Origin of the sequence: Aquibacillus sediminis (assembly GCF_005870085.1) — a bacterium.
Taxonomy (GTDB): Bacteria; Bacillota; Bacilli; order Bacillales; family Amphibacillaceae; genus Aquibacillus_E; species Aquibacillus_E sediminis.
The window spans coordinates 89,852-114,203 of record NZ_SZNM01000006.1 but is presented as its reverse complement, the minus strand read 5'-3'; the positions used below and the strand labels follow the sequence as shown (position 1 = coordinate 114,203).

Here is a 24,352-nt window from a genome sequence, read left to right as displayed (position 1 = left end):
CAATTTAGAATAATTTTCGAATTAACGATGTACTGTCTCCATTCAAACTACTAAGTATAATAGAAAACTTCATAATAAAAGTGAAACTTCACTCAGTAGTTTTTTTGCTCTCCCCCACTGAGTGTTCGTTTAACCATTCGGGGTGAAACCAAGTGTTAACTCCCATATTAACATCTCCGTCTCATTTTCTGTTTTGAAGTTCGAGTCTTACGGACGATAGCACCGGGATAAAAGAAAAAGACCACTTAAAAAAGTGATCTTTTTTTGGGAAGAAAAATATTAGGGTTGTTCTAACAATAGTACAGTCTTTTATAATTAATTACAAGTCTATGCAATATAACATGGTTAATTATAAATGAATGTTATTGCTTTTAACCCTTCCATTTCCCTTACAATACGAACACTTTCTCTTAAAAGAAAAAAATAAAAACTTTTTTGTTTTATAGCCAATCCCATTACATTTTACACATAGCGTGTATACTTTCACTTATATCCTCAATCCCTCTATTCTATCGTTTATTTTTTACACACCACAATTCCAAGTGGTTTATGATCGTTTGTTTCAAAACCATCAGGTTCGATTAATGCCCCTTTTTGATAGTAAAAGCGAGCTTCCGTATAATCATGAAACAAATTTTTGAACTCCTCAATCGTTAACTGATGGACATGAAACGGTGACCCACACGGTTTTCCTCTTCCTTGCCCAAAAGGAGTCGATAACACCAATGTACCCCCAGGTTTCAACAGTTGATAAATATTCAATAAAAATTGCTTTTCGTCTTCCACATGTTCTATTGTTTCAAAACTTAAAATGGTATCAAACTGACCTAATCTATCAGGTAAATGTGGGTCTGTTACATCCCCTTGAATATATTTGGTGAGTGGATGGTAATAAGTCTTTTGGGCGTAATCAACAACCTCTTGATCAATATCTACTCCTATCACCTCACTTACTCGCTTCTTCCCCTTCTTTGCGGTTATATGTGCTCCATAACCTGCACCTGTAGCAAAATCCAATACTCGCCCATGTACATAAGGGGCCGCAAAATGGTATCTTGCAATATGTTCAAGCAATAGCTCATTTGTAATTTTCATATTTTCTGGTATAACTCTTTCACCTGTATCTTTTAACACGTTGTCTCATCCTAACTCATTTTTTCTACGATAAATTACCTCTTTTTTCATATCTAACCGGCATTGTAATAATAATTTATTTTAATTTTCTTTACAAACATAAGCAGTAACTACAAATAAAGTGAAACTTCACTCAGTGGTGATTTTTTGCTCTTCTCCCACTAAGTGTTAGCCTGAACCAATTAGGTGAAAGCGGCTGATTACACCGGGGCAAAGCGATATACACAAACCTTGTGAAAATTCATGTTTCCAAACTTTTAAATAGTCCAACTTATCTCGACACATATTTAATTTAATTATATCACATATGTGAAGATTTTACTTTTTTATAGTACATTATAAATGGTTATACTCATTGCTAATAACGGAGTATTTTATATTAAATAGAGGAGTTCATAAATTGAAAAACTTCTTTGAAGGTTTATCGAACGAAGAGCAACGTGATTATAAGCGGCTATTCACTCAATTTATAAATGAAGAAGACTTTAACATAAAAAAGAAATATATACCATATTTAGTTATGTTAAAAATAAAAGGTCTGAACGCAATACAAAGTTCGAGAGAGGAGTAATGATTGTTGAGTTCACCAAAAAACCATCCAGATTACCACGAAGAAAAAGAACGACTGGATTATACAAAGGACTATATCCAATCGATATTAGAAGTAGCTGAATCAACCCAAACCAACTATCAAGAAAACATTAAAGACGCTTTTATTAACTTGGACTATTTAGATAGTAGTTTAAGTTATATTAATATCCTGACCAATGCACGATTATTGGAAATGGTCCAAGGGGACAGACGAAATTTAGAAAACGTGAAAGATAAGCCGTATTTTGGAAGGGTTGACTTTACTCGCAAAGGAACAAATCATTCAGAAAAGTATTATATTGGAAAGGTATCCCTTTACCGAAAAGATAATCAAGAACCGATCATTGTTGACTGGAGATCCCCAGTTGCCAATATTTATTATGAAGGAAGACTTGGTGAGGTGTCGTATCAAGCGGAAGATGGAGAACATACCGGAAGTTTAGATCTAAAACGTCAATATATCATTGAAGTTGGAAACTTAGATGAAATAAGAGATATCGATATCACAACTAGGGACGAGCTTTTACAAAAGTCACTATCTGAGAAAGCAGATAAGCGCTTGAATGATATTGTAGCTACCATTCAAGAAGAGCAAAACCAAGTGATCCGTGCAGATTTACAAAAACCGATGATTGTTCAAGGTGTCGCTGGTAGTGGAAAAACAACGATTGCACTTCATCGCCTTTCCTACTTCATTTATAACTATGCGGATAAATTTTCACCCGAGCAAATCATGATTTTAGCCCCAAACAAGATGTTTATCAACTATATTGCGGAGTCATTACCAGAACTTGGTGTGGATAAGATTAACCAAACGACATTTACCGATTATGTAACAGCATGCCTAGGCAAGAAATTAAAGTTAACAGATTCAGACGACAAGTTAAAACAATTAGTAGATCCTACAACAGAAAACAAAGAAAAAATTCAATGGCTATCTGAATTTAAAGGTTCGAAGCGATTTGAAACGATATTGAAGCGATATTTAAAGGATATTCGCAATCATTACGTTCCTGATCAAGATCTCTTTATCGGTAAATTTCGTTTTCATCACGCTAAGAAAATTAAGAAGTTATTTATTAAGGATTATAACTATCTACCTTTCGATAAAAGGAAAGACAAGATTCAGCAATTACTAAAAGCCAATTTCAAAAAAAGCAAACTAGATATCTTAGAAAAACTAGAGGAACAATTTGAAGACAAGTATGACCGTATCGTCGCCAACAACAAAGACCCAGAGGATCGACGAAAAAAAACATCAAAACTAATTGATAATAAAGAGAAACGAGTAGCAGAAGTAAAAGCGCAAACAACTAAGATTGTTTCCGATTATATGAAATTATTCCCTAAAAAGAAGACAACAGATTATTATAAAGAATTGATGACTGATGAAAGATTACTAAGAAGATATGCGGAGGAAGATTTAACAGCTGAACAAATCGCTACCATTACCCAGCATTCCGAAGAACTCTTACAGAATAACACATTTGAAATCGAAGACCTTGCTGCACTACTTTATTTGCATACGTATCTATTCGGTATTCGAGATGATTTAAAAATGAAAAATATTGTCATTGATGAAGGACAAGATTATAGTCTATTCCAAATCAGGGCATTAAGTAAAGCTACAGGTACACAACTATTCACTATCCTTGGTGATCTGTCCCAAGGAATCCATGCTTATCGCGGAACAAACAATTGGGAGTCTATTAAAAGGGATGCATTACCTAAAGCAAACTATTTAACCTTACAAAAAAGTTACCGAACAACAATTGAAATTATGGACTTGGCAAATACACTACTTAAAAATTTGCATACAAAATTACCAACAGCAGAGCCCGTCGTTCGCCACGGGGACAAGCCTAGTTATTATCAAACCGAAACGAAAGAACAAACCATTACGTATATAGAAGAAGTATTAACAAAACTTGACAAAGAAAATTACTCTTCGATTGCAATCATCGGTAAAACCGAAAAAGAGTGCACATGGATCATGAATGCATTGAAAAAACAGAAATCAATCGATATACAAATGTTAGATGAAAATGATGAGATCGATAGTAAAGTAGTTGTCGTCCCTTCCTATTTGGCTAAAGGACTTGAATTCGACGCTGTGTTGATTGTTTCCTATGATGAGGAATTTGAACAAACAGAAATTGATTTGAAGTTACTGTATGTAGCGATGACAAGAGGGATGCACAGTCTAACTTTAATTGGGAAAGACCGATCTGTTTTTCATTTGGATGAAAAAGAAATGGAGCATATGTAAAGAAAACTAGGGATCTACCAAGCCTTTAGGCGTTGGCAGATCCCTAATTACACTTATTCTGATTTATAAAAATTCAACCTACATAGATATTTCATCATCGCTAAATTTTTATGCTAACCCTTTTTGTGTAATAGTAAAACGTAACATAAGAATAACTACCTTCACTCATACTCTATTGGTAGTTTAATGATTACAGTTGTCCCTTTCCCCTGCGTACTTTTTATGTCTAACTCCGCTCGAGAGTTATAGTGAGACTCAAGCATCCGTTTAACATAATTCATCCCAATTCCTATACCATTTCTTTGATTTTGATTAGTTCCGTTCAATATACATGCTATTTCTTCTTCAGATAAACCTAATCCATTGTCATGAATGGAGATAATGATAGAATCAGAACTGCCTGAGCTTTCAACAACCACCTCGATGTAACCATCGTCATCTAGTCCATGATATATAGCATTTTCAACAAGAGGTTGTAATATAAAACGGGGGACAGTAGTCTTTAATAGGTCTTGATCAACCTTTACATTAACATAATAGGAAAACTGATAACGAAATTCTTGTAATTTACAATATTGATCAAGTGAATCCAACTCTTCTTCTATCGTTGACATTTTGCCGCTTCTCTTTAAGTTATAATATAATAATTTATTTAATGCAGAAACCATTTGGTCTATATCCTCTTGTTTATTGATGAGAGCAAGCCAATGAACTGTGTCCAGTGTATTCATTAAGAAATGCGGATTTATTTGATACATTAACTTTTCTATCTCTAAATCTGCTCGCTTCTTTTCCTCTTCACCTACTTCATCTATTAATTCAACTATTTGTTTCTTCATACGCTGTAACTGCTTTAAAACTTGATCAAACTCAGGAATATCTGTGGCTGCGGACTGAAATTGGAAATTATTGTCTGTTACCGCTTTAATTTCAGAGTCAAAATTACGAATGGGCTTGTAAATCATTTTCCAAACTAACCAAGCTATAATCAAAGTTAAAGCACCAAACACAACAGCCAAAATGAGCATTTGCGTGATCCATTTTGTCTTTTCTTGGTTAAATTGCTTCTGCGGAATTAATGAAACAATACTCCATCCTTGATTACTTGTTGTCTTAAACCAGTAAAAACCATCCTGCTTTCCTGACATATCCTGACCAGCAATTGTACTAAAATTAGTATCGACAGGAAACTTGTTAGTCAACTCGCTATAAGAAATACGATCATCACTATCTAAAATTAAATAAAAAGAATCATTTGCTTTATTATTTGCATTTAAAATACTTTGCGTAATAGTAAAACTCGCTTCTATGTATAAATGAATAGGTTCTCCATTAGGCAACTCTACTTCTCTATCAATTGAAATAACATATTGGGTATTTAATGGGTTATTACTAATATGAGGCCCATAGTATGTGATTTTATTATATTCATCAAGTACTGGTAGTTTTTCCAATGAAAAGCCATCTCTAATGGGCATATTACGAAACAGGTAAGTACCATCCTGTTGCATGTATATGGTTAAGCCAGAAGTAGAATTCGTATAAGATAAATAATCTAACTCTCGTTGGATATGTTCATTTAACGAAGTCTTAACACTAAGGTCTTCTGTTTCCCTCCATTCATTTAACTTCATAGCGATATTACTAGGATAGACAAATTGCTGTGAAATTTGAGCCAAATTATCAATAGTATTCATTAACGTAATTTCAGTTTGTTTTAAATGACTTCGAGCGCCTTCTTCTAACTTATTTTCTAATATATTATAGATAGCATTATAAGAAAGGATAAATGCACAAAAAAAGGGGATAAAAGTTGCTAATGAGAAAAGATATACAATACGGCGTTTCAAAGGTAATTTCTTATAATATTTTTTAAAACTTTTAAACACTTATATCCCCCCCATATCCCTACGCTACTTTGATAAGCAGGTGATTATGCACTCTAAATCTGCTCTTTTAATTGTTTACGCTCTATACTATTAAATGTGATGTGAGCTCCATACATTAAGATTAGTGCTGATAAACTAGCAAAAAAGAATACTAGAAATCCAGTATATAAAAACACTACGGATATTAACACCCAAGTAAGTAACATTCCAAATGCATAATGAGGATAAGCAGCAGTTATGAAAAAAGTATATTTTAATATGTCCTTTACTCCTACGTTATAATGAGTGAATACTGGAAACAAATAAATCGTATAAAAACTTGCAATCATTATCGAAATTGTCACAAGTAGCATTACGATTAAACTAAAGGAGCTATCGTTTACCAACGACCACCTTAATAGAACTACCGCAAATAAATAGATGGGAACCAACGGCCATCCTAAGCCGTTGGCCCTTAAAAATGATTGTTTATATTCAGACCAGAATTTTTGAAAAATTGGGGTCGATCGTCCTTGAATCCATAGTCTTATTAAAGAAAAGGTAGCGGCACTTGCTGGAAAAAATCCTAATAATACTAATCCTAAAATGGTAAACAAAACCCACAATACATTTAAATAAAATAAGCGAGCGATCCACAGAGTGACTTGATAAACGAAATTTGTTAATCCAAAATAACCCATGTTATATATCTCCCCTTATTTAACAGCACCACTTAAAATATTATTTACGACTTTCTTTTCAAAGATGATATAAAGAATTAACAATGGTAAAATGGTTACAATCGTAAATGCTAACACCATCGGCCAATCTTGCATCCCCATACTATCCTTCAACATAAATAGCTGGTATGGTAGTGTACGCATTTCTTGTGAAGAGGTAAAGGCTAATACAAATGGGAATTCATTCCAAGCCTCACGTAAGGAAAAGATGCTAACTGTAATAATCGCTGGTAATGAGATTGGAATTACTACATGCCAAATGATTTGCCATGGCTTCGCACCATCAATAGCTGCAGCTTCTTCAAGTGCTTTTGGTATAACCTTAAAAAATCCTGCTAAAATCCAAGTGGCCAGAGGAACTGCAGTTGCCGTATAAGTCAAAACCAACGCTAAATAACTGTCCAATATACCTAAGAAAGCTATTCCTGTAAATAACGGAACAATTATACTTGCTCTCGGTATAATTCTTGGCACTAGTATAAAGATTAACAATATATGTCTGAATCGGAACGCATATCTAGCAAAAGCATATCCCGCTAAAATGCTAACAGCAACTGCTAATACAGTTGTTGTTACCGCAAGAAAAACACTGTTAAATAAATATCTCCAAAAATTTGGATAATCAAATACACGAATATAGTTATCGAAATTAAAACTTTCTGGTATTAATGAAACAGGAGTTTGATAGACTTCTGTAGCTTCCTTAAATGATGCAGAAACCGCCCAAACTAATGGAAGAATCGTCCATACCAGTAAAATAATTAACGGGATCCAATGCCAACGTTTCCCCATCCACGATTGTGTAGTTTTAATAAATCCGGTACCTTCCACTCTGATCCCTCCTTAATTTTTACTCCGAATAATTAACATTGAATACTTTGAGATAAATAAGACTAGTCAGCACATTAAAGAATAAAATGATAACCATTACAGTACTACCTAAAGAATATTGCAATTCATCAAATGCTACATTATACATATATAATGCCATTACTTCTGTCGCTCGACCTGGTCCTCCATTTGTTAACGGTAAGATAACATCAAACATATTAAAGCTCGCGAAACTTAACCAAATTAAACTAATACCCATCATCGGCGCGATTAATGGAAGAATAATTTTCAATAGAATGTGATGTTTATGTGCTCCATCTATTTTGGCCGAATCAAACAACTCTTGGTCTACACTTTGAATGCCTGATAGTAAAATTAATGTAGCAAATGGACAGACAAACCAAACATTAGCCAAAATACAAATTAGTAATGCCCACCAAGGGTTTGCTAAGAAGTTTACTGTATCAAGTCCAAAAGTGGATAGGATCATATTAATTAATCCAACATCACCACTAAATAGGAAGCGAAACATTATTGCAGTTGCAATACCTGAAATTAAATATGGAACTAATGACAAAGCCTTAAAAAAGTTTCCACTTCTTTTACATTTATATAAACTTAGTGCAAAACTTAATGAAAGTGTTAATCCCAAAACAACACTACCAAAAACAAAGATCAAAGAAACAAACAAAGAATTTAAAAACGTCGAATCGGTAAACAAGTAAATGTAATTTTGCAAACCGATAAAAGGAGCATCCGCAAAAGAAAGCTGCATGTCATAAAGTGACATTAGTACACCAGCTACAATGGCATAGCCTAACACACCAACTACAAATAAGATTGCTGGAAAAACTAATAGATAAGGAATAGATTTCTTTTTTAATGATGAATTCTTAAGTTTTTGTGTAAGTGAAGTTTTCGTTTCGACCTGAGTTGAAGCCATACTTACCTCCTCATTTCATTCGTAATTATAGTAGTAAAGAGAAGGAACCCCTTCTCTTTACTTCATACTAATTATCTAAAGCATTCAATTCGGTTTGAAACTCTGCAGCAATGTCTGCTGGATTCTTATCAGGGTTTTGAAGTGCTTCTTGTTGAATGTCAATTAAAATATTCATAACTTCTCCTTGCTTCACGTGGGATGGCATAATAATTGTATTAGCGAATTCTTCTTCAAAATCAGCTGCCCAAGGTTTTGCTTCTTGATATTCATCACTAGACATTACTTCTGAGTTGGTTGTAGGTTGGTAACGCTGTGCTACTTCTGAAACAATTTCTGTATCACTTAAATATTTAAAAACTTCCATTACCGCTTCAGGGTGTTCTGCATTTGAACTAACCATCATAGGCCAACCCCAGATTTCGTGTGTATTATCCCCTACACCTGGACGAGCTGGTTGTGGTGCCGCGGTCCATTCTTCTCCATAATTCATTTCCTCTTGTATTAATGGAAAGATGTTATCGCCAATAGGTGCCATTGCTGCATTACCACCAATAAACGCACCTCTCATCTCCCCTGATGACCAGGAAATAGCACTAGGATCTATTAGTTCTTCTCTCATTAATGTTTGATAAAATTCTATTAAATAGTGTCCCGCTTCCGAATCGATCACTGGTAAACCTGTATCTGTATATTCCCCATCCATAGATACGAATAAGGAACTAAACCACCACGCTGGATGTTCACGACCGCCTACGAGTGCATACCCTTCATGTTCATCTGTATCTAATTCCCTTGCTGCATCTAATAACTGATCATATGTTTCTGGAATTTCTAGCCCGGCTTCTTCAAATAAATCTTTACGGTAAACATGCCAATATGGACCTACGTGGACCCCCATTCCGTATACCTTATCTTCCCAGCTTGCTATATCCCACGCCTGACTAAGAATTTTATTAAACGTGTCTGGTTCATTATCTTCCCATTGACTGACATACTCAGAAATATCCATTAAAGCATTTTGGTTTACCATGGTACCAACATTATCATGGAATACTTGAACGATATCTGGCTCATTTCCTGCACTGTGGTTTCTCATAAAATCTGAAACTGCCTGTTCTAAGGGTACGACATCAGCTTCTACTTTTATATCTGGATGTTCTTCATGAAATTTCTCAAAATTATCCTCTGGAATAAAGTCTTCTCTTCCAAACCAAACTTCCACTACCTTTTGTCCATCAGCATCTGAAGAAGAGCCTTCACTGTCACCGCAAGCTGAAAGGAGTCCAATCACAAAAATAAACAATAATACCGAACAAGCTTTTTTCATACTTCGACCTCCCTAATAATTAAAGATGCTTCTTACATGGTTGATGTTTCATTTCCATCCATTAATAAAGTGAAACTCACACCCCTTTCATGTGATGCTGCCTTCTACACTTTTAATAATACCAATTTTAAAGCGCTTACATTTATGAGTAGTTACTAAGAATAGTTAGATAAGTGTTTTTTAATAAAGAATTTTAAAATTATAAAAGTCATTTCTCCTACTTACTTTGTTCTTCCTTCCTCCTTTTTAAGTTACGTCGATATTGACTGGGCAACATACCTGTTTGTTCTCGAAATATTTTACTAAAATACTTTTCATCTAAGTATCCCATTTTTTCTGCAATCCAATAAATTGATTCATTTGTATCTCTCAACAACCCTTTAGCTTTTTCAATACGCATTTCTCGTAAGTATTGGTGAAATGATCTTCCTACAATATCTTTAAAGCATTTATTAAAATAACTTCGACTCATTGACACTTGAGAAGCTACATCAGCAGCTGTAATCGCCTCACCAAGGTTATCTTGAATAAGTCTGACAGCAACTAATATGCTATCAATGACATCGCTTGCATAATTCGTCTCTTTTGTCACCTTTGTCATGTGACGGAAATTATCTAACCACCGTTCGACTTCTTTCCAACTGTAAAAGCTTCCAGGATGACTCATTTCTGACGAAGAACTAAACACATATTTATTATTCCATTCATCTACCATTTCATTTAACAACTGATGCAATGAATCTTGTGGAATTTTTCGATTCCTTATCTCTTCTATCATTTTTGCAAATTTTTCTTCTTTAAATACCCACTCAAATGAACAAAGTAATTTTTTAAATTGGTATGTATCTGGATAAGACATACGATTATCCTTTACAAGTTCATTTAGTTTTCTAAAATGAATGACGTGTTCCTCGCTATTTCCATAAAATAATAACGTATCATGATAGGCAACTAAAAGTTGATGTACTTTATTTATATATTGATCTTTAATCCCTACAATTTTCACTAACCATGGTCTACCATTTAATTTTCTGTTTAATAGTTGATACAAATCATCTAAAATCAAGTCTTGATTAGGTGTACAAAACAGTATTTTATCATCCATTTGTTGAATATCACATTGTAATTTTAATTCTTTATCATTTATCCAACTTTGATTAACCATTTCTTTTTCCATGTATACTGCTATTCCGCTATCTACTCGAAACGAAGTACTTATAAAGGACTCTTTCTTCAGCGACATCTCTTCCAATAGTCTTTCTGATATGCGTTCTAGTACCTTGTGAAAAGTCTCTTTCTCTAGTTGTACTTTTGTAATAAAATCAATCGCACCTAACCGAAGCGCTTCCTGAATGTATTCAAAATCTTGATGGATCGTCAGAACGACAAAGAAGAGATCTGAATATGACTTTCGCGCCGTACGCATAAATTCAATACCTGACATCATCGGCATATTTAAGTCTGTAAAAACCAAGTCCACTTGATTTTCTTTTAAAAATTCTAACGCTTTCTTCCCATTACTCGCTTCACCAACAACGCGCATATGATAGTCTTTCCAAGGCATCGCAGATATCAAACCTTTTCGTACTAATTGATCATCTTCAACAATTAAGACTTTAATCAAAAAAATCTCTCCTTTTGATTTCTTTAACATTCAGATTATAGATTATAATAAAAAAATAAATAGCCCCTATTACAAAATAGAGTATTAACAATGATTCTAAAAGAAAAAGCAATCATTGCCAACCTTTTATTTAGATTATGTTGATATATTATATGTCCATTTCACATAAAAAAACACTCTATAGAGATGACTGCTCTATAGAGTGTTTTCAGTTAATATTATTCACTCAAATAACTATTTCACGATCAATACCGGGCACTCTACACGTTTGGCAACCTTGTGACTGACACTTCCAAGAATCATCGTTTGTAAGTCATTTAACCCTCGACTACCAATAACAACACAATCATAGTCATTCTTATTAGCGAATTCAACAATTGTCGGTCCTGGTTCGCCATGTAGAATGTGGGTATTGAATTCAACACTAGACTGCTCTAGCATTTCTTTAACAGCTTTTATTTTTTCATTTCTTTCTCGCTTAACCTCATATTTATCCACGCTGTGTAACACGTCTTCTTTAGATTTCTTACCGTCCACAACGTAAACCGCATCAACTGTTCCACCAAAATTTTCTGCAAGTTTAATTGCATGATCTGCCGAACGAATCGAATGGGCAGATCCATCTGTTGCTAGTAATATTTTTTTAAACAAGTACTCCACCTCTAATAATATATAAATATATCAAACAATTAATGGCCTGATGCCTTTGACATTCCGCCAATACGTTTTTTCAAATGCTTACTTTCTTCATTCAAACCAGTATATTCGACTTTAATATGGTTTTGTTCAAATTTCATCTCTATTTTATCTAACGCACCTATTGCTGAATCATCCCAAAGGTGTGCATTAGTCAGATCAATTTCAACCTCTTTTACAGAATCATTAAAGTTAAACTTCTCTACTAAATCATTAACCGAAGCGAAAAAGATTTGACCATGAACTTTATAAATCTTTTTCGAACCTTCTAATGCGACAATCTCGTTGACTTTCACCTTAGAAATCTTCGCAGCAAAGAAAATAGCACTTAATACAACACCAGCAAGTACACCTTTAGATAAATCATGCGTAACGACTACTGTTACAACAGTTACAACCATGACCGCTGCATCTGTCTTAGGTATTTTGTGAAGATTCTTTACAGATGACCAATCAAACGTACCAATCGATACCATAATCATGACACCGACTAATGCTGCCATCGGAATTTGTACAACCACGCCGCCTAATACGATGATTAGGAACATTAAGAAAACACCGGCTACTAACGAGGAAAGTCTACCATTACCACCAGATTTTACATTTATAACAGATTGACCGATCATCGCACAACCAGCCATACCTCCGAAGAATCCTGTTACCACGTTGGCAATCCCTTGACCACGACTTTCTCTATTTTTATTACTCTCTGTATCTGTCATATCATCGACTATGTTAGCCGTTAATAAAGATTCTAGTAACCCTACGATTGCTAGGGATAGGGAATATGGGAAAATAATCATTAATGTTTCAAAATTTAATGGTATTTCTGGAATTAGGAAAACTGGTAATTGTTGCGTAAGGCTTCCTAAGTCTCCTACTGTCCGAACACCAATGCCACCAAAAATAGCAAGCGCTGTAACAGCAATAATCGCAACTAACGTAGATGGTACGGCCTTTGTAATTCTAGGGAATAAGTAAATGATAGCTAATGTCAGTGCAACAAGACCATACATCACCCAAGTTTCCCCCACAAAATGTTGAAGCTGTGAAGTGAAGATCATAATGGCAAGTGCATTTACAAATCCAACCATTACAGATCTTGGCACAAACTTCATAACGTTAGCAAGTTTAAAAACACCAAATAATATTTGAATGATTCCTGTTAAAATCGTTGCAGCAAATAAATATTCTAATCCATGATCTGCAACCAATGTAACCATGAGCAAAGCCATAGCCCCTGTTGCACCTGAAATCATTCCAGGTCTTCCTCCAACAAATGCGATAACGACTGCAATACAAAATGATGCATATAGACCAACCATTGGATCTACACCCGCAATAATCGAGAAGGCAATTGCCTCTGGGATAAGGGCCAACGCCACTACGATACCTGCAAGCACATCACCTCGAACATTTCCAAACCATGTTTCTTTCAAACTTTGTAAATTCAAACTTTGCACCTCTTTCAATTTTTTATTAGTAACCTTTGTTTAAGTCGAAAAACCGAACCTTCATCTTCCCCCTAGATGTCATTTTCGTTTTTCATACTTCTCGTAAACAAAAGGTAAGCTCCGTTTTCAACAAAGTGAATAATATCACACCAACGCTCAAATGCAAAACGCCATGGAAACGTGATCATTTGATTATTACTACCAAATACTCTTATTTACTTTCATATACACCCTCTTTTAACAAAAAGTTCAAAATTACACATTTGAGTATAATCATTTATAATTGAGTAATCATTAGTATGTTTTTTTAACAAACAACACATAATTGTGTTATGATACATATAGTTGATAATTTGGAGGATTCGTTAAATGGAAAGGGAAATCATGACCGTTTCACAAGTTGCTGAATACTTACAATTAAGCGAAGTGACGACATATAAATTAGTTCAAGAAGGAAAAATACCTGGTTTCAAAATCGGTAGACATTGGAGGGTGAAAAAAGAGGATTTAAATGAGTTTATCGAACGTCTTAAAAATGGAGAAAAATTATAGCTGGTACGACACATAAAGAGGTTTCCCAAGCAATTAATAGGGAAACCTCTTTATATTATATCTAAGTAGTATATTAACTTTGTTCTACTAATTGCGTTTTGTCTGGCTTTTTTGCAATTAATGCAGATAGGATACCAATAACTGGAAATACTAAGGAAATTAATAAAATTGGTGTATAGCTTTGGAAAAGATCAAATCCCACACCAAATGGCAATGGTCCAAATGCAGACCCAAGCACTCCCATCGTTACTCCAAATCCATTTATACTTCCAACATATTTGCGACCAAAATAATTTGGCCAAATTACATTCAATGCAATCCGCTCGAAACCATTGGCAATTCCCCAAAGCGTTCCAAACACAATAGCTATTACTAGGTGATTCGTTATGAGCAACAATAATAACAGCATAATTTCAATGATAAATATCCCTAGCAACAAGTAGTTTGTCTTCACCTTTTCTGTTAAATAGCCAGAAACAAGCGACATCGGTATACCAACAGCAGCCATTAAACTTAACACCATCGCTGCAATTTCAGGAGAAAGATCATTCGTTCCTAGAATAGAAATGATGTGAAACGTAATACCAGTATTAATCATTGATGGAATACCGACACAAACCAAGATTGCCCAAAATGCCTTCGTTCTCATCGCTTCCTTTAGAGTCCAATTTTGTTCCGAAGCCGTCACCTTTGCGCCAATAGTTACTCCCGCATCACCACGCTCATTTTGCGATAGCCCATCAGGTACTAAGCCAATTTGCTCCGGCTTGTTTCGAACACCAATCAACGCAATAGGGACGAATAAAACAAGTAATAACACACCCCAAAATCTCCACGCAAATTGCCAACCCCATTCGCCAATTAGCCACGTGTTAATAATTGGAAAAGACATAGCGCTTGCAAAACTACCTAAAGTCATGATGCTAAATGCTCTTCCACGTTTTTTAATAAACCATTGCGCGACCAATGTGTTAGGAATAAGCGACATACTACCTTGCCCCAATAACCGAACAAGGAAAAAACCAATTGCGAGCATCCACATGCTAGAAACCATACTATTAAAAAAACATGCTAGTGCAAATAACGTCCCAACACTCACCATCATCATTCGTTGACCAAACCGGTCAATAAATCGTCCCACAAATATCATGATCAAACCAGCGATTAATGTAGCCACTGAATAAAGACTAGAAACTTGAGAGCGCGACCATCCAAAATCTCTTATGTACTCATCGATAAATTGGGAATTCGAATAAGTTTGACCCGGACCAGAAAAGAAAATACCTAAGCCTGCAATAAAGACAATAAACCAGCCATAATAAATGCGTTGAAAAATACTAGACTTAACCAACAATCAACACCACCTTTTATAATAAAGTGAAACTTCCATCAACGAAAGGGCTCCTACAGTGATGCCAGCCAGACCGAATGTATCTTTAACGGCAATTAACCGCACATAATCTTTTTCAGTCACATTAGTGGGAGCTTACTACCTATTATGAATAAAGTGAAAACTTCACCCATTAGATTTTTTGCTCTTCCCCCACGGAGTGTTAGCCTGAACCAATCAGAGTGAATACAAAAAGTTTACTCCCTGCCTCATGCTTTGAATTGGGAGGCTTACGAATGAAAAGGAAGATAGTATTGCGAGGGTATGTAGAGGGATTGAAAGTGCCACTTATATGCAAACTGGATGGATACACAGAAACACACATAGAATATAATATCAATTATTTCTGAATTAAGGAAATAAAATGAATGATAACATATATTTCACACAAAAAAGGTTGCCCCCTTTATAAATGGGACAACCTTTTCTCTTTGGTTTCTTCATTATTGTGGTCTGGACGGCGTTGAAATATTTGATAACGCTTGTTCAGCGTCTTGATCAAACTGACGGTTCACCGCTATATCACCTAATGCTACCATGCCGACAATTTGTCCGTTTTCCACTACCGGAAGTCTACGAACTTGTTGTTGCGCTAACATTTGCGCCGCCTGATGAACATCCATATCAGGTGTACCTTGCACCATGTTTTCAGAACTCATCACTTGATTCACTGGTGTTTGCGCAACAGCACCTTGCGCAGTTGTACGAAGTGTAATGTCACGATCTGTAACAATCCCTGTCATTTGGCCATTGTTATTCACAACAGGGATTGCTCCAATATTGTGCTCACTCATTAACGCCGCTGCTTCTTGTACTGACTGTGATTCATTAACAGTAAACACATTTGAAGTCATAATTTCTCTTAGTTGTTGTTGCATGCTATAACCTCCTCGAGCTTAGGTTATCACGTTTGTCTTTTTTTATGCTTCACCAGCAACAACGATAAAACTTATTTTATTATTTAAAAAAACTGTATTATCAGAAGTTTAGTTTGTTTCCAGTTTCAAGTCTAGCTGCGCCACGCACTCCACGTGCCCTGTCTGCGGAAACATATCAACAGGTTGGAGTTGTTTGGTTTCATATCCACCATCTTCTAAAATTCGCAAGTCTCGTGCTAATGTTGCTGGGTTGCAAGAAACATAAACAATTCGAGATGGCTTCATTTCGACCATCGCATCCAACAATGCTTGGTCACAGCCTTTTCTTGGTGGATCGACAACAATCACATCCGGCCTTAGTCCTTGGGCTGTCCACCATGGCATCACTTTTTCGGCTTGTCCAACATAGAACTCTGCGTTTTCTATTCCATTCAGTTTCGCATTTGCTTTTGCATCGGAGATTGCTTCTGGTACTACTTCGACCCCATAGACTTTTTTCGCCTTTTGCGCTAAGAATAAGGAAATCGTACCAATCCCACAATACGCATCAACTACTGTTTCGCCACCTGTTAAGTTAGCATATTCGAGTGCTTTATCATAAAGTTTCTTCGTTTGTGGCGGATTGACTTGATAAAATGATTTTGCTGAAATAGCAAATTTAATATCACCGATTGTATCGTGAATATACTCTTCTCCCCAAAGCACTTTCGTTTTCTTTCCTAAAATGACATTTGTTTTTTCTTTATTTACATTTTGAATGATCGATTTAATTTGTGGGTATGTCTCTTGTAATTCTTTTACTAATTCTTCTTGGTGCGGGATTTTTTCTGTCCTTGTAATGAGCACAATCATGGTCTCATCTGTTTCTTGACCAGTACGAACCATAATATGACGCAATACACCTTGATGCGTTTTTTCATCATAAGCAGAGATTCCTAATCGATCTGCCATGCGTCGTACGGCTTCCACCATCCGGTCATTCACTTCAGCTGTGATCACACAACGGTCCATTCCCTCAATAATGTCATGACTCCGTTTTCGATAAAAACCTGTAATCAACTCACCATGTCGGTGCGCAACTGGAATTTGTACTTTATTGCGATAACGCCATGGATCCTCCATACCAATCGTTGGATGAATAGGGACATCTTCCATGTGCCCAATTTTCTTCATCGTACTTTTTACTTGGTTTTGTTTTAAATCTAATTGCATCTTGTAGCTCATATGCTGAAGTTGACACCCACCGCATTGAATGTATACATCACATGGTGGCTCAACGCGCTCAGGACTTGGTTCCTGCACATCTAATAGTTTACCGAACCCGAAGTTTTTCTTCACTTTAATTACTTTCACCTTTGCCTTCTCACCAGGAAGGGCATATGGGACAAAGACGGGATAACCATTGATCTTACCCACCCCATCTCCATCATGTGTAATATCAACAAACTCTAAATCTACTGTATCATTTTTTTGTACAGGTGTTTTCTGTTTTACCATGTCTTCATAACCGTCCTTCACTGACGTAATTTTCTATATGTGAATCATCAGGTAATAGCTTACCTGCATAATTTGTCTGAATTTCCCAGGAAATATGAAAGATCTTATCGAAAACTGCACCATCAACAATCTTTTGGGAAATTTAAGTTAGATATTTGTACTTTTTGTAAAAATAAATAGTTCCATACAAAAAATCAAAAAACGAGCAAAAATTTCGCTCGTTTCATTTACATATCATCATTATCTAGATCTGTATCTTCTTTTGCAACAAAATATTCAATATGACGATAAAGATTAACGAACTCACCAGGTAGCATGCCACCGTACTCGCCATCGATGTTTAATTGCATTTTTTCCTCTGAATGAACTTTAATTCGATTTGCTTTTGCATAGAAAATATGCTCATCTTCCAAATGGGCACCTCGTAACGCTAACGTAGCAATCCGAACAAATTCCGCTAGATTGGCCTTTTTCAAAATTAACATATCAAAATAGCCGTCATCTATCGACGCTGCTGGAGCTAACTTTTCAAACCCTCCAACCGAATTGGTGTTGGAAACTAGAAACAACATAATTTCGTCTTCAAACCATTTTCCGTCGTATTCGATTTGAACTTTAGTGGGACGTAAAGACGGAAGCATTTCAACGCCTTTAAGATAATAAGCAAGTTGACCTAACATCGTCTTCAACTTACTTGGCACCTCATAGGAAAGTTCCGTTAGCTTGCCTCCACCTGCAATATTCATAAAATATTGACCATTCACACGCCCGATATCTAAAGGTTTAGAATGATCGGCAAGAATTACATCGACTGCTTTATGGATATTTTTCGGTATTTCTAAAGCTCGAGCAAAATCATTGGTCGTACCTGCTGGAATAATTCCTAACTTAGGCCGATGGGCTTTTTCTGCTATCCCATTGATCACTTCATTAATGGTGCCATCTCCTCCAGCCGCAACAACGACATCAAATTTTCGGTCAACAGCTGAAATCGCAGCTTCCGTTGCATCACCAACACCTGTTGTTGCATGGGCAGATGTTTCATATCCTGCTTGTTCAAAACGCTGCAAAACAACTGGTAGCTCTTTTTTAAACAACTCACGTCCGGATGTTGGATTATAAATAATACGAGCACGTTTCATAGGCGCCCTCCCTATCTATACTAAGTCCATTCTTACTCATACGATGTCACTTCAATCGGAAGGGGCTGCTCCCATATGAAAACAGCCCCCCATTTTTCCTTATCGCTTATCCATTTCTTCTAAAAGTATTTTATTTACCATTGGAGGATTCGCTTGTCCTTTTGTCTGTTTCATCACTTGACCGACTAGGAATCCTAGCGCTTTATCTTTTCCATTTTTATAATCAATAATCGATTGTTCGTTTTGATCTAAAATTCCGGTAATGATTTCTTTCAATTGACCTTCATCAGAAATTTGCACAAGCCCTTTATCTTTTACAATTTTCTCAGGATTTCCACCTTTTTCAACTAACTCGGCGAAAACTTTTTTTGCAATTTTAGAAGAGATTGTACCATCTTCAATTAATTGAATCATTTTCGCTAAAGCATCAGGTGTAAGCGCAAGGTCATGAAGTTCCTTTTGATTTTTGTTCATGTAAGCAGAAACTTCGCCCATTAACCAGTTGGAAGCTTGTTTAACATCAGCACCTTGGTCAATTGTTGCTTCAAAGAAATCTGACATTTCTTTCGTGCTTGTTAATACCATTGCATCATAGGCTGGTAACGACAGCTCATTAATATAACGCTGTTTACGCGCATCTGGAAGCTCAGGGATTTCAGCACGAACACGCTCTTTCCATGCCTCATCAATATATAATGGAACTAGGTCAGGCTCTGGGAAATAACGATAATCATCAGAACCTTCCTTGACACGCATCAAAATCGTTTCTTTTGTTTGTTCATCATAACGTCTCGTTTCTTGAAGGATTTCTCCACCTGCAAGCAACTCTTTTTGTTGACGTTTTTCTTCAAACTCTAACCCTTTTTGCACGAAGGAGAAGGAGTTTAAGTTTTTCAATTCTGTCTTGACACCAAACTCTTCTTGTCCAATTGGGCGAAGCGAGATATTCGCGTCACACCTTAGTGAACCTTCTTCCATTTTACAATCGGATACACCAGTATATTGAATAATATTTTTAAGCTTTTCCAAATATGCATAAGCCTCTTCAGGTGAACGCAAATCTGGCTCGGAAACGATCTCTACTAATGGGGTACCTTGACGGTTAAAGTCAACAAGTGAATAGCCATCATCATTATGGGTTAACTTACCCGCATCTTCCTCCATATGTAGACGAGTAATTCCGATTCTTTTCTTTTTCCCATCTACTTCGATTTCTATCCAACCATTTTCCCCAATCGGCTGATCAAATTGTGAGATTTGGTAAGCTTTTGGATTATCTGGGTAGAAATAGTTTTTACGATCAAACTTTGTGTTCGTTGCAATGTCACAGTTTAATGCCATCGCAGCTTTCATCGCAAAGTTCACTGCTTCTTCATTTAACACTGGTAACACACCAGGATACCCTAAATCGATCGGGTTGGTATTCTCGTTCGGTTCCGCACCAAACCCGTTGAAGCTTGGGCTAAAGATTTTAGAGTCTGTTTTTAATTCCACGTGTACTTCAAGACCGATAATTGTTTCAAAATTCATTACTGGTCACCCCCTAATGCAGGTCTTTTCTTATGATGATCTGTCGCTTTTTCAAACGCATGTGCTGCTTTAAAGATCGTTTGTTCATCAAAGTGTTTTCCGATCAATTGTAAACCGATTGGTAAACCTTCACTTGAGAACCCACAAGGGATACTCATACCAGGAACCCCCGCTAAGTTTACTGGAATTGTTAAAATATCATTGGCATACATTGTTAGTGGATCATCAATTTTTTCACCAATTTTAAATGCTGGTGTTGGTGTTGTTGGGCCAATAATAATGTCATAGTCTTCAAACACTTTGTCAAAGTCATTTTTAATTAATGTACGTACTTTTTGTGCTTTTTTATAATAAGCATCATAGTAACCAGAAGATAGTGCAAACGTACCTAGCATAATACGACGTTTTACTTCATCACCAAAACCTTCACTACGAGACATTTTGAACATGTCTAGCATGTTGTTTGCATTTTCAGAGCGTACTCCATAACGCACACCATCAAAACGTGCTAGGTTAGCAGAAGCCTCTGATGAAGATAGTAAATAATAAGCCGCAACAGCATATTTCGAATGTGGCAGTGATACTTCTTCCCATGTAGCGCCCATGTCTTCATATACTTTTAATGCATTTAGGACTGACTCACGTACTTCTTGGTTAACACCTTCTTGTAAATATTCAGAAGGCACCGCAATTTTCAAGCCTTTCACATCTTGATGTAATGCTTCACTATAATTCGGAATCTCTATGTCTGCAGAAGTTGCATCCATTTGATCATGTCCGACAATGGCTTGCAGGAGATGTGCATTATCTTCTACAGTTCTCGTAATTGGTCCAATTTGATCCAGTGAAGATGCAAATGCAACAAGTCCAAAACGGGATACAAGACCGTAAGTAGGCTTCAAGCCAACAACGCCACAAAATGCTGCCGGTTGACGAATGGAACCACCTGTATCTGAACCTAATGAGAAGAACACTTCACGAGCTGCTACTGCTGCAGCAGAGCCACCACTAGAACCACCTGGTACATAATCAGTATTCCATGGATTACGAGTCTTTTGATAGCTTGAATTCTCATTGGAGGAACCCATTGCAAATTCGTCCATGTTTAATTTACCAATGGTGACGGTATTTTGTTCATCAAGCTTTTGCACAACGGTCGCATCATAAAGTGGATCATTAAAGTTATCTAGGAATTGACTTGCACAAGTCGTTCTTAACCCTTTTGTAACAATATTGTCTTTTACTCCTAATGGCACACCATAAAGAATTGACGCATCAGCTCCAAGTTGTTCATCTAACTGTTTTGCTTTTTCCATTGCATTTTCTTCATCTAATGTTAAAAATGCTTTCACTTGATCATCGACATCCCTAATACGTGTATAGGAATCGGACACTAAGTCAGAAACTGTAATCTCTTTATTATGTAATTTCTCTTGTAACTCTTTTAATGTGTAATCAAACAGTGACATACATTTTCCCTCCCTATTCCAATATGGACGGCACGCGGAATTGACCAGCTTGTTGATCTGGAGCATTCTTCAGTGCGTCTTCTTTGTTAATCCATTTTCTTGGTTCATCTTTACGCATCACATTTTTCAAATCTAGTGTGTGTGTGGTTGGTTCCACATTGTCTGTGTCTAATTCGTTCAGAAGTTCTGCGTAATCTATAATATCCCCAAGCTGTTTGGTCATTTTCTCTACTTCATCTTCTGATAACGCTAAACGCGCAAGATGTGCCACGTGTTTTACTTGTTCTTTTGATATTTCAGCCATATCCTTCACCTCCAAATAATTTTACCGTATCTTTATGAACGTATCGCTCATTATTAAATAACTACAATACTTATGATAATAGCAAAAAATAGGGAACATTGGCAACTTGTACCTACTTTCATTGAACATATTTTATCAGTATGTCCAACTTTGCGTATTTCATAATAAGCACCGTGTTTGGATTTGCGCGTTTCTCGCTCGGACTTGCGCGTATCCGGCTCGGACTTGCGCGTAACTCACTCGAACTTGCGCGTATCCTGCTCGGACTTGCGCGTATCTCTCTCGGACTTGCGCGTATCTCGATCGGACTTGCGCGCATCCCGCTCGAACTTGCGCGTATCTCGATCGGACTTGCGCGCATCCTGCTCAAACTTGCGCGTATCCGGCTCGGATTTGCGCGTTTCTCGCTCGGACTTGCGCGTATCTCTCTCGGACTTGCGCGTATCCTGCTCGGACTTACGCGTATCTAATCCGCAAAAAAAAGAGCACAAACCGCGATGCGATTTGCACTCTCCATCATATTGTCTATTATTTTTTCGCTGCAGCTTCAAACTCTGCTTGAATTTCTGCTGATGGCTTTTTATCAATTAAACTAACGATAACCGCCACAATAAGATTTAACACAAAAGCAGGTACGATTTCATAAAGTCCAAAGATTGGTGCCATTTTAGCGGTTAATACTTCCGCCCAAACAACTACCGTAACCGCACCAACAATGATACCTAATAGCGCCCCATTTCGTGTAAGGCCCTTCCAGAATAGTGACAGGAGAATAATTGGACCAAAAGCACCACCAAAACCTGCCCACGCATAACTTACAAGTTCTAACACAGAACTATCAGGGTCTGTAGCAATGAACACGGCAACTAATGCAATCACAATAACCGCGCCACGGCCAACCCAAACTAATTCCGTTTCTGTTGCATTCTTTCGGATAATAGCTTTATAGAAATCTTCTGCAACGGCAGAAGAAGAAACAAGTAATTGGGAGTCAATTGTACTCATGATGGCAGACAAAATCGCTGCTAATAAAACACCAGCAATAACTGGATCAAATAACAGTTGTGATAATGCAATGAAAATTTTCTCAGAATTATCCAACACTTGAATTCCGGCTTCATTGGTCACCACTTCAATCCCATAGCTTGAAAGTTGGCTAACATCTTGGCTGCTAATAAAAGCTAGCCCCACGATACCAGTGAAAATGGCACCATATAAACCAAACACCATCCAGGTTGTACCAATGAACTTAGCTTTTGGCACATCTTTCGCTGAACGCAATGCCATAAACCGTGTAATAATATGTGGCTGACCAAAATAGCCAAGTCCCCATGCGAGTGAGGAAACAATTGCTATCGTACCAACACCAGTTACCATATTTAAATGGTTAGGCGAAATGGTCTCTACTGCTTCCATGGTAGCACCCCAACCACCAATAATGGAAATAGCTCGTATTGGAACAACGATTAATGCGACAAACATTAAAATCCCTTGAATAAAGTCCGTCCAACTTACTGCCAAAAATCCACCAAGGAACGTATAAGAGATAATCACAATGGCACCTATCCATAAAGCTTGATTGTAAGATAATCCAAATGACGCCTCAAACAATAACGCGCCACCAACCATACCTGATGAAGTATAAAAAGTGAAGAATAATAATATAACTAGTGCAGAGATCACTCGTAATAAGTGAGATGAATCGCGGAAACGATTTTCTAAAAAATCCGGGATTGTAATGGAGTTATTCGATACCTCTGTATAATTTCTTAACCTTCTAGCGACAAACTGCCAGTTTAAATACGCACCAACAGATAATCCGATTGCCATCCAAGCTTCAGCTAAACCAGAAGCATAAATGGCACCTGGTAAACCTAAGAGCAACCAACTACTCATATCAGAGGCACCAGCACTTAACGCGGCCACACCAGGACCTAATCGTCGCCCACCAAGTACATAGTCTGATAAATTATTCGTTAGCCGATAAGATATCACCCCAATAAGAAGCATACCTATCAAATAAACAATAAATGTTACTAATGTTGCTGTACCCATGTACTACTTTTCTCTCCCCTCAGTAAATAACGTAATGAATGATAAAATAACGATTAGT

The 24,352-nt window shown here is 36.6% G+C and carries 20 protein-coding genes; 3 read left to right on the top strand and 17 right to left on the bottom strand.

Annotated elements, in window-relative coordinates; genetic code table 11:
- Window positions 1–516: 516 nt before the first annotated feature.
- A complete protein-coding gene (locus tag FCI53_RS08735) occupies window positions 517–1,134 on the bottom strand; it encodes a class I SAM-dependent methyltransferase (RefSeq protein WP_138417901.1) in 618 nt (205 codons plus the stop codon).
- 400 nt (window positions 1,135–1,534) lie between these two features.
- Here FCI53_RS08735 and FCI53_RS21395 point away from each other — a divergent pair, with 400 nt between their 5' ends.
- On the top strand, window positions 1,535–1,705 hold the full coding sequence (locus tag FCI53_RS21395; RefSeq protein ID WP_171038114.1) for a hypothetical protein: 171 nt from the start codon (window positions 1,535–1,537) through the stop codon (window positions 1,703–1,705).
- A gap of 6 nt (window positions 1,706–1,711) precedes the next feature.
- The gene (gene helD, locus FCI53_RS08730) at window positions 1,712–3,994 is read left to right on the top strand and encodes an RNA polymerase recycling motor HelD (protein WP_138417899.1); all 2,283 of its coding nucleotides are present in this window, start codon (window positions 1,712–1,714) and stop codon (window positions 3,992–3,994) included.
- A 161-nt stretch (window positions 3,995–4,155) separates the two neighbouring features.
- On the opposite strand, the gene FCI53_RS08725 is transcribed toward helD, so the two are convergent.
- From FCI53_RS08725 to FCI53_RS08690, 8 genes are all read right to left on the bottom strand, one after another.
- Entirely contained in the window at window positions 4,156–5,883 is a 1,728-nt protein-coding gene (locus FCI53_RS08725; protein WP_138417897.1) for a sensor histidine kinase, read from the bottom strand.
- 53 nt (window positions 5,884–5,936) lie between these two features.
- Window positions 5,937–6,563, bottom strand: a complete 627-nt coding sequence (locus FCI53_RS08720; RefSeq protein WP_138417895.1) for a YesL family protein — start codon at window positions 6,561–6,563, stop codon at window positions 5,937–5,939.
- Window positions 6,564–6,578: 15 nt separating this feature from the next.
- Window positions 6,579–7,433 (bottom strand): carbohydrate ABC transporter permease, encoded by an 855-nt coding sequence (locus FCI53_RS08715; RefSeq protein ID WP_138417893.1) that lies wholly within the window; start codon window positions 7,431–7,433, stop codon window positions 6,579–6,581.
- 19 nt (window positions 7,434–7,452) lie between these two features.
- Complete coding sequence (locus FCI53_RS08710) at window positions 7,453–8,376, bottom strand: carbohydrate ABC transporter permease (protein WP_138417891.1); 924 nt, start codon at window positions 8,374–8,376, stop codon at window positions 7,453–7,455.
- A gap of 67 nt (window positions 8,377–8,443) precedes the next feature.
- Window positions 8,444–9,703: an ABC transporter substrate-binding protein gene (locus tag FCI53_RS08705; RefSeq protein WP_138417889.1), complete on the bottom strand. Its 1,260-nt coding sequence runs from the start codon at window positions 9,701–9,703 to the stop codon at window positions 8,444–8,446.
- Between the two features lie 217 nt (window positions 9,704–9,920).
- Window positions 9,921–11,327 carry a response regulator gene (locus FCI53_RS08700; protein WP_138417887.1) on the bottom strand — a complete coding sequence of 469 codons (1,407 nt, stop codon included), beginning with the start codon at window positions 11,325–11,327 and terminating at the stop codon, window positions 9,921–9,923.
- 234 nt (window positions 11,328–11,561) lie between these two features.
- The gene (locus FCI53_RS08695; RefSeq protein WP_138417885.1) at window positions 11,562–11,978 is read right to left on the bottom strand and encodes a universal stress protein; all 417 of its coding nucleotides are present in this window, start codon (window positions 11,976–11,978) and stop codon (window positions 11,562–11,564) included.
- Window positions 11,979–12,016: 38 nt separating this feature from the next.
- Complete coding sequence (locus tag FCI53_RS08690) at window positions 12,017–13,477, bottom strand: SulP family inorganic anion transporter (protein ID WP_138417883.1); 1,461 nt, start codon at window positions 13,475–13,477, stop codon at window positions 12,017–12,019.
- A 369-nt stretch (window positions 13,478–13,846) separates the two neighbouring features.
- Between FCI53_RS08690 and FCI53_RS08685 the strand changes: the two genes are divergently transcribed.
- Window positions 13,847–14,029, top strand: a complete 183-nt coding sequence (locus FCI53_RS08685) for a helix-turn-helix domain-containing protein (RefSeq protein WP_138417881.1) — start codon at window positions 13,847–13,849, stop codon at window positions 14,027–14,029.
- Window positions 14,030–14,102: 73 nt separating this feature from the next.
- Here the strand turns inward: FCI53_RS08685 and FCI53_RS08680 are convergent, their stop codons facing one another.
- The 8 genes from FCI53_RS08680 to putP form a co-directional block, all read right to left on the bottom strand.
- Window positions 14,103–15,383 (bottom strand): MFS transporter, encoded by a 1,281-nt coding sequence (locus FCI53_RS08680; protein ID WP_138417879.1) that lies wholly within the window; start codon window positions 15,381–15,383, stop codon window positions 14,103–14,105.
- Window positions 15,384–15,862: 479 nt separating this feature from the next.
- Window positions 15,863–16,297, bottom strand: a complete 435-nt coding sequence (locus tag FCI53_RS08675) for a CBS domain-containing protein (protein WP_138417877.1) — start codon at window positions 16,295–16,297, stop codon at window positions 15,863–15,865.
- A gap of 108 nt (window positions 16,298–16,405) precedes the next feature.
- A complete protein-coding gene (gene rlmD, locus FCI53_RS08670) occupies window positions 16,406–17,794 on the bottom strand; it encodes a 23S rRNA (uracil(1939)-C(5))-methyltransferase RlmD (RefSeq protein WP_138417876.1) in 1,389 nt (462 codons plus the stop codon).
- A gap of 227 nt (window positions 17,795–18,021) precedes the next feature.
- The gene (locus FCI53_RS08665) at window positions 18,022–18,936 is read right to left on the bottom strand and encodes a diacylglycerol kinase (RefSeq protein ID WP_138417874.1); all 915 of its coding nucleotides are present in this window, start codon (window positions 18,934–18,936) and stop codon (window positions 18,022–18,024) included.
- A 99-nt stretch (window positions 18,937–19,035) separates the two neighbouring features.
- On the bottom strand, window positions 19,036–20,466 hold the full coding sequence (gene gatB, locus FCI53_RS08660) for an Asp-tRNA(Asn)/Glu-tRNA(Gln) amidotransferase subunit GatB (protein ID WP_138417872.1): 1,431 nt from the start codon (window positions 20,464–20,466) through the stop codon (window positions 19,036–19,038).
- Window positions 20,466–21,935 carry an Asp-tRNA(Asn)/Glu-tRNA(Gln) amidotransferase subunit GatA gene (gene gatA / locus FCI53_RS08655; RefSeq protein WP_138417870.1) on the bottom strand — a complete coding sequence of 490 codons (1,470 nt, stop codon included), beginning with the start codon at window positions 21,933–21,935 and terminating at the stop codon, window positions 20,466–20,468. The genes gatB and gatA overlap by 1 nt, the downstream gene beginning before the upstream one ends.
- 13 nt (window positions 21,936–21,948) lie before the next feature.
- Window positions 21,949–22,239, bottom strand: a complete 291-nt coding sequence (gene gatC / locus FCI53_RS08650) for an Asp-tRNA(Asn)/Glu-tRNA(Gln) amidotransferase subunit GatC (RefSeq protein ID WP_138417868.1) — start codon at window positions 22,237–22,239, stop codon at window positions 21,949–21,951.
- Between the two features lie 528 nt (window positions 22,240–22,767).
- Entirely contained in the window at window positions 22,768–24,294 is a 1,527-nt protein-coding gene (putP, locus tag FCI53_RS08640) for a sodium/proline symporter PutP (RefSeq protein ID WP_138417864.1), read from the bottom strand.
- Window positions 24,295–24,352: the final 58 nt, after the last annotated feature.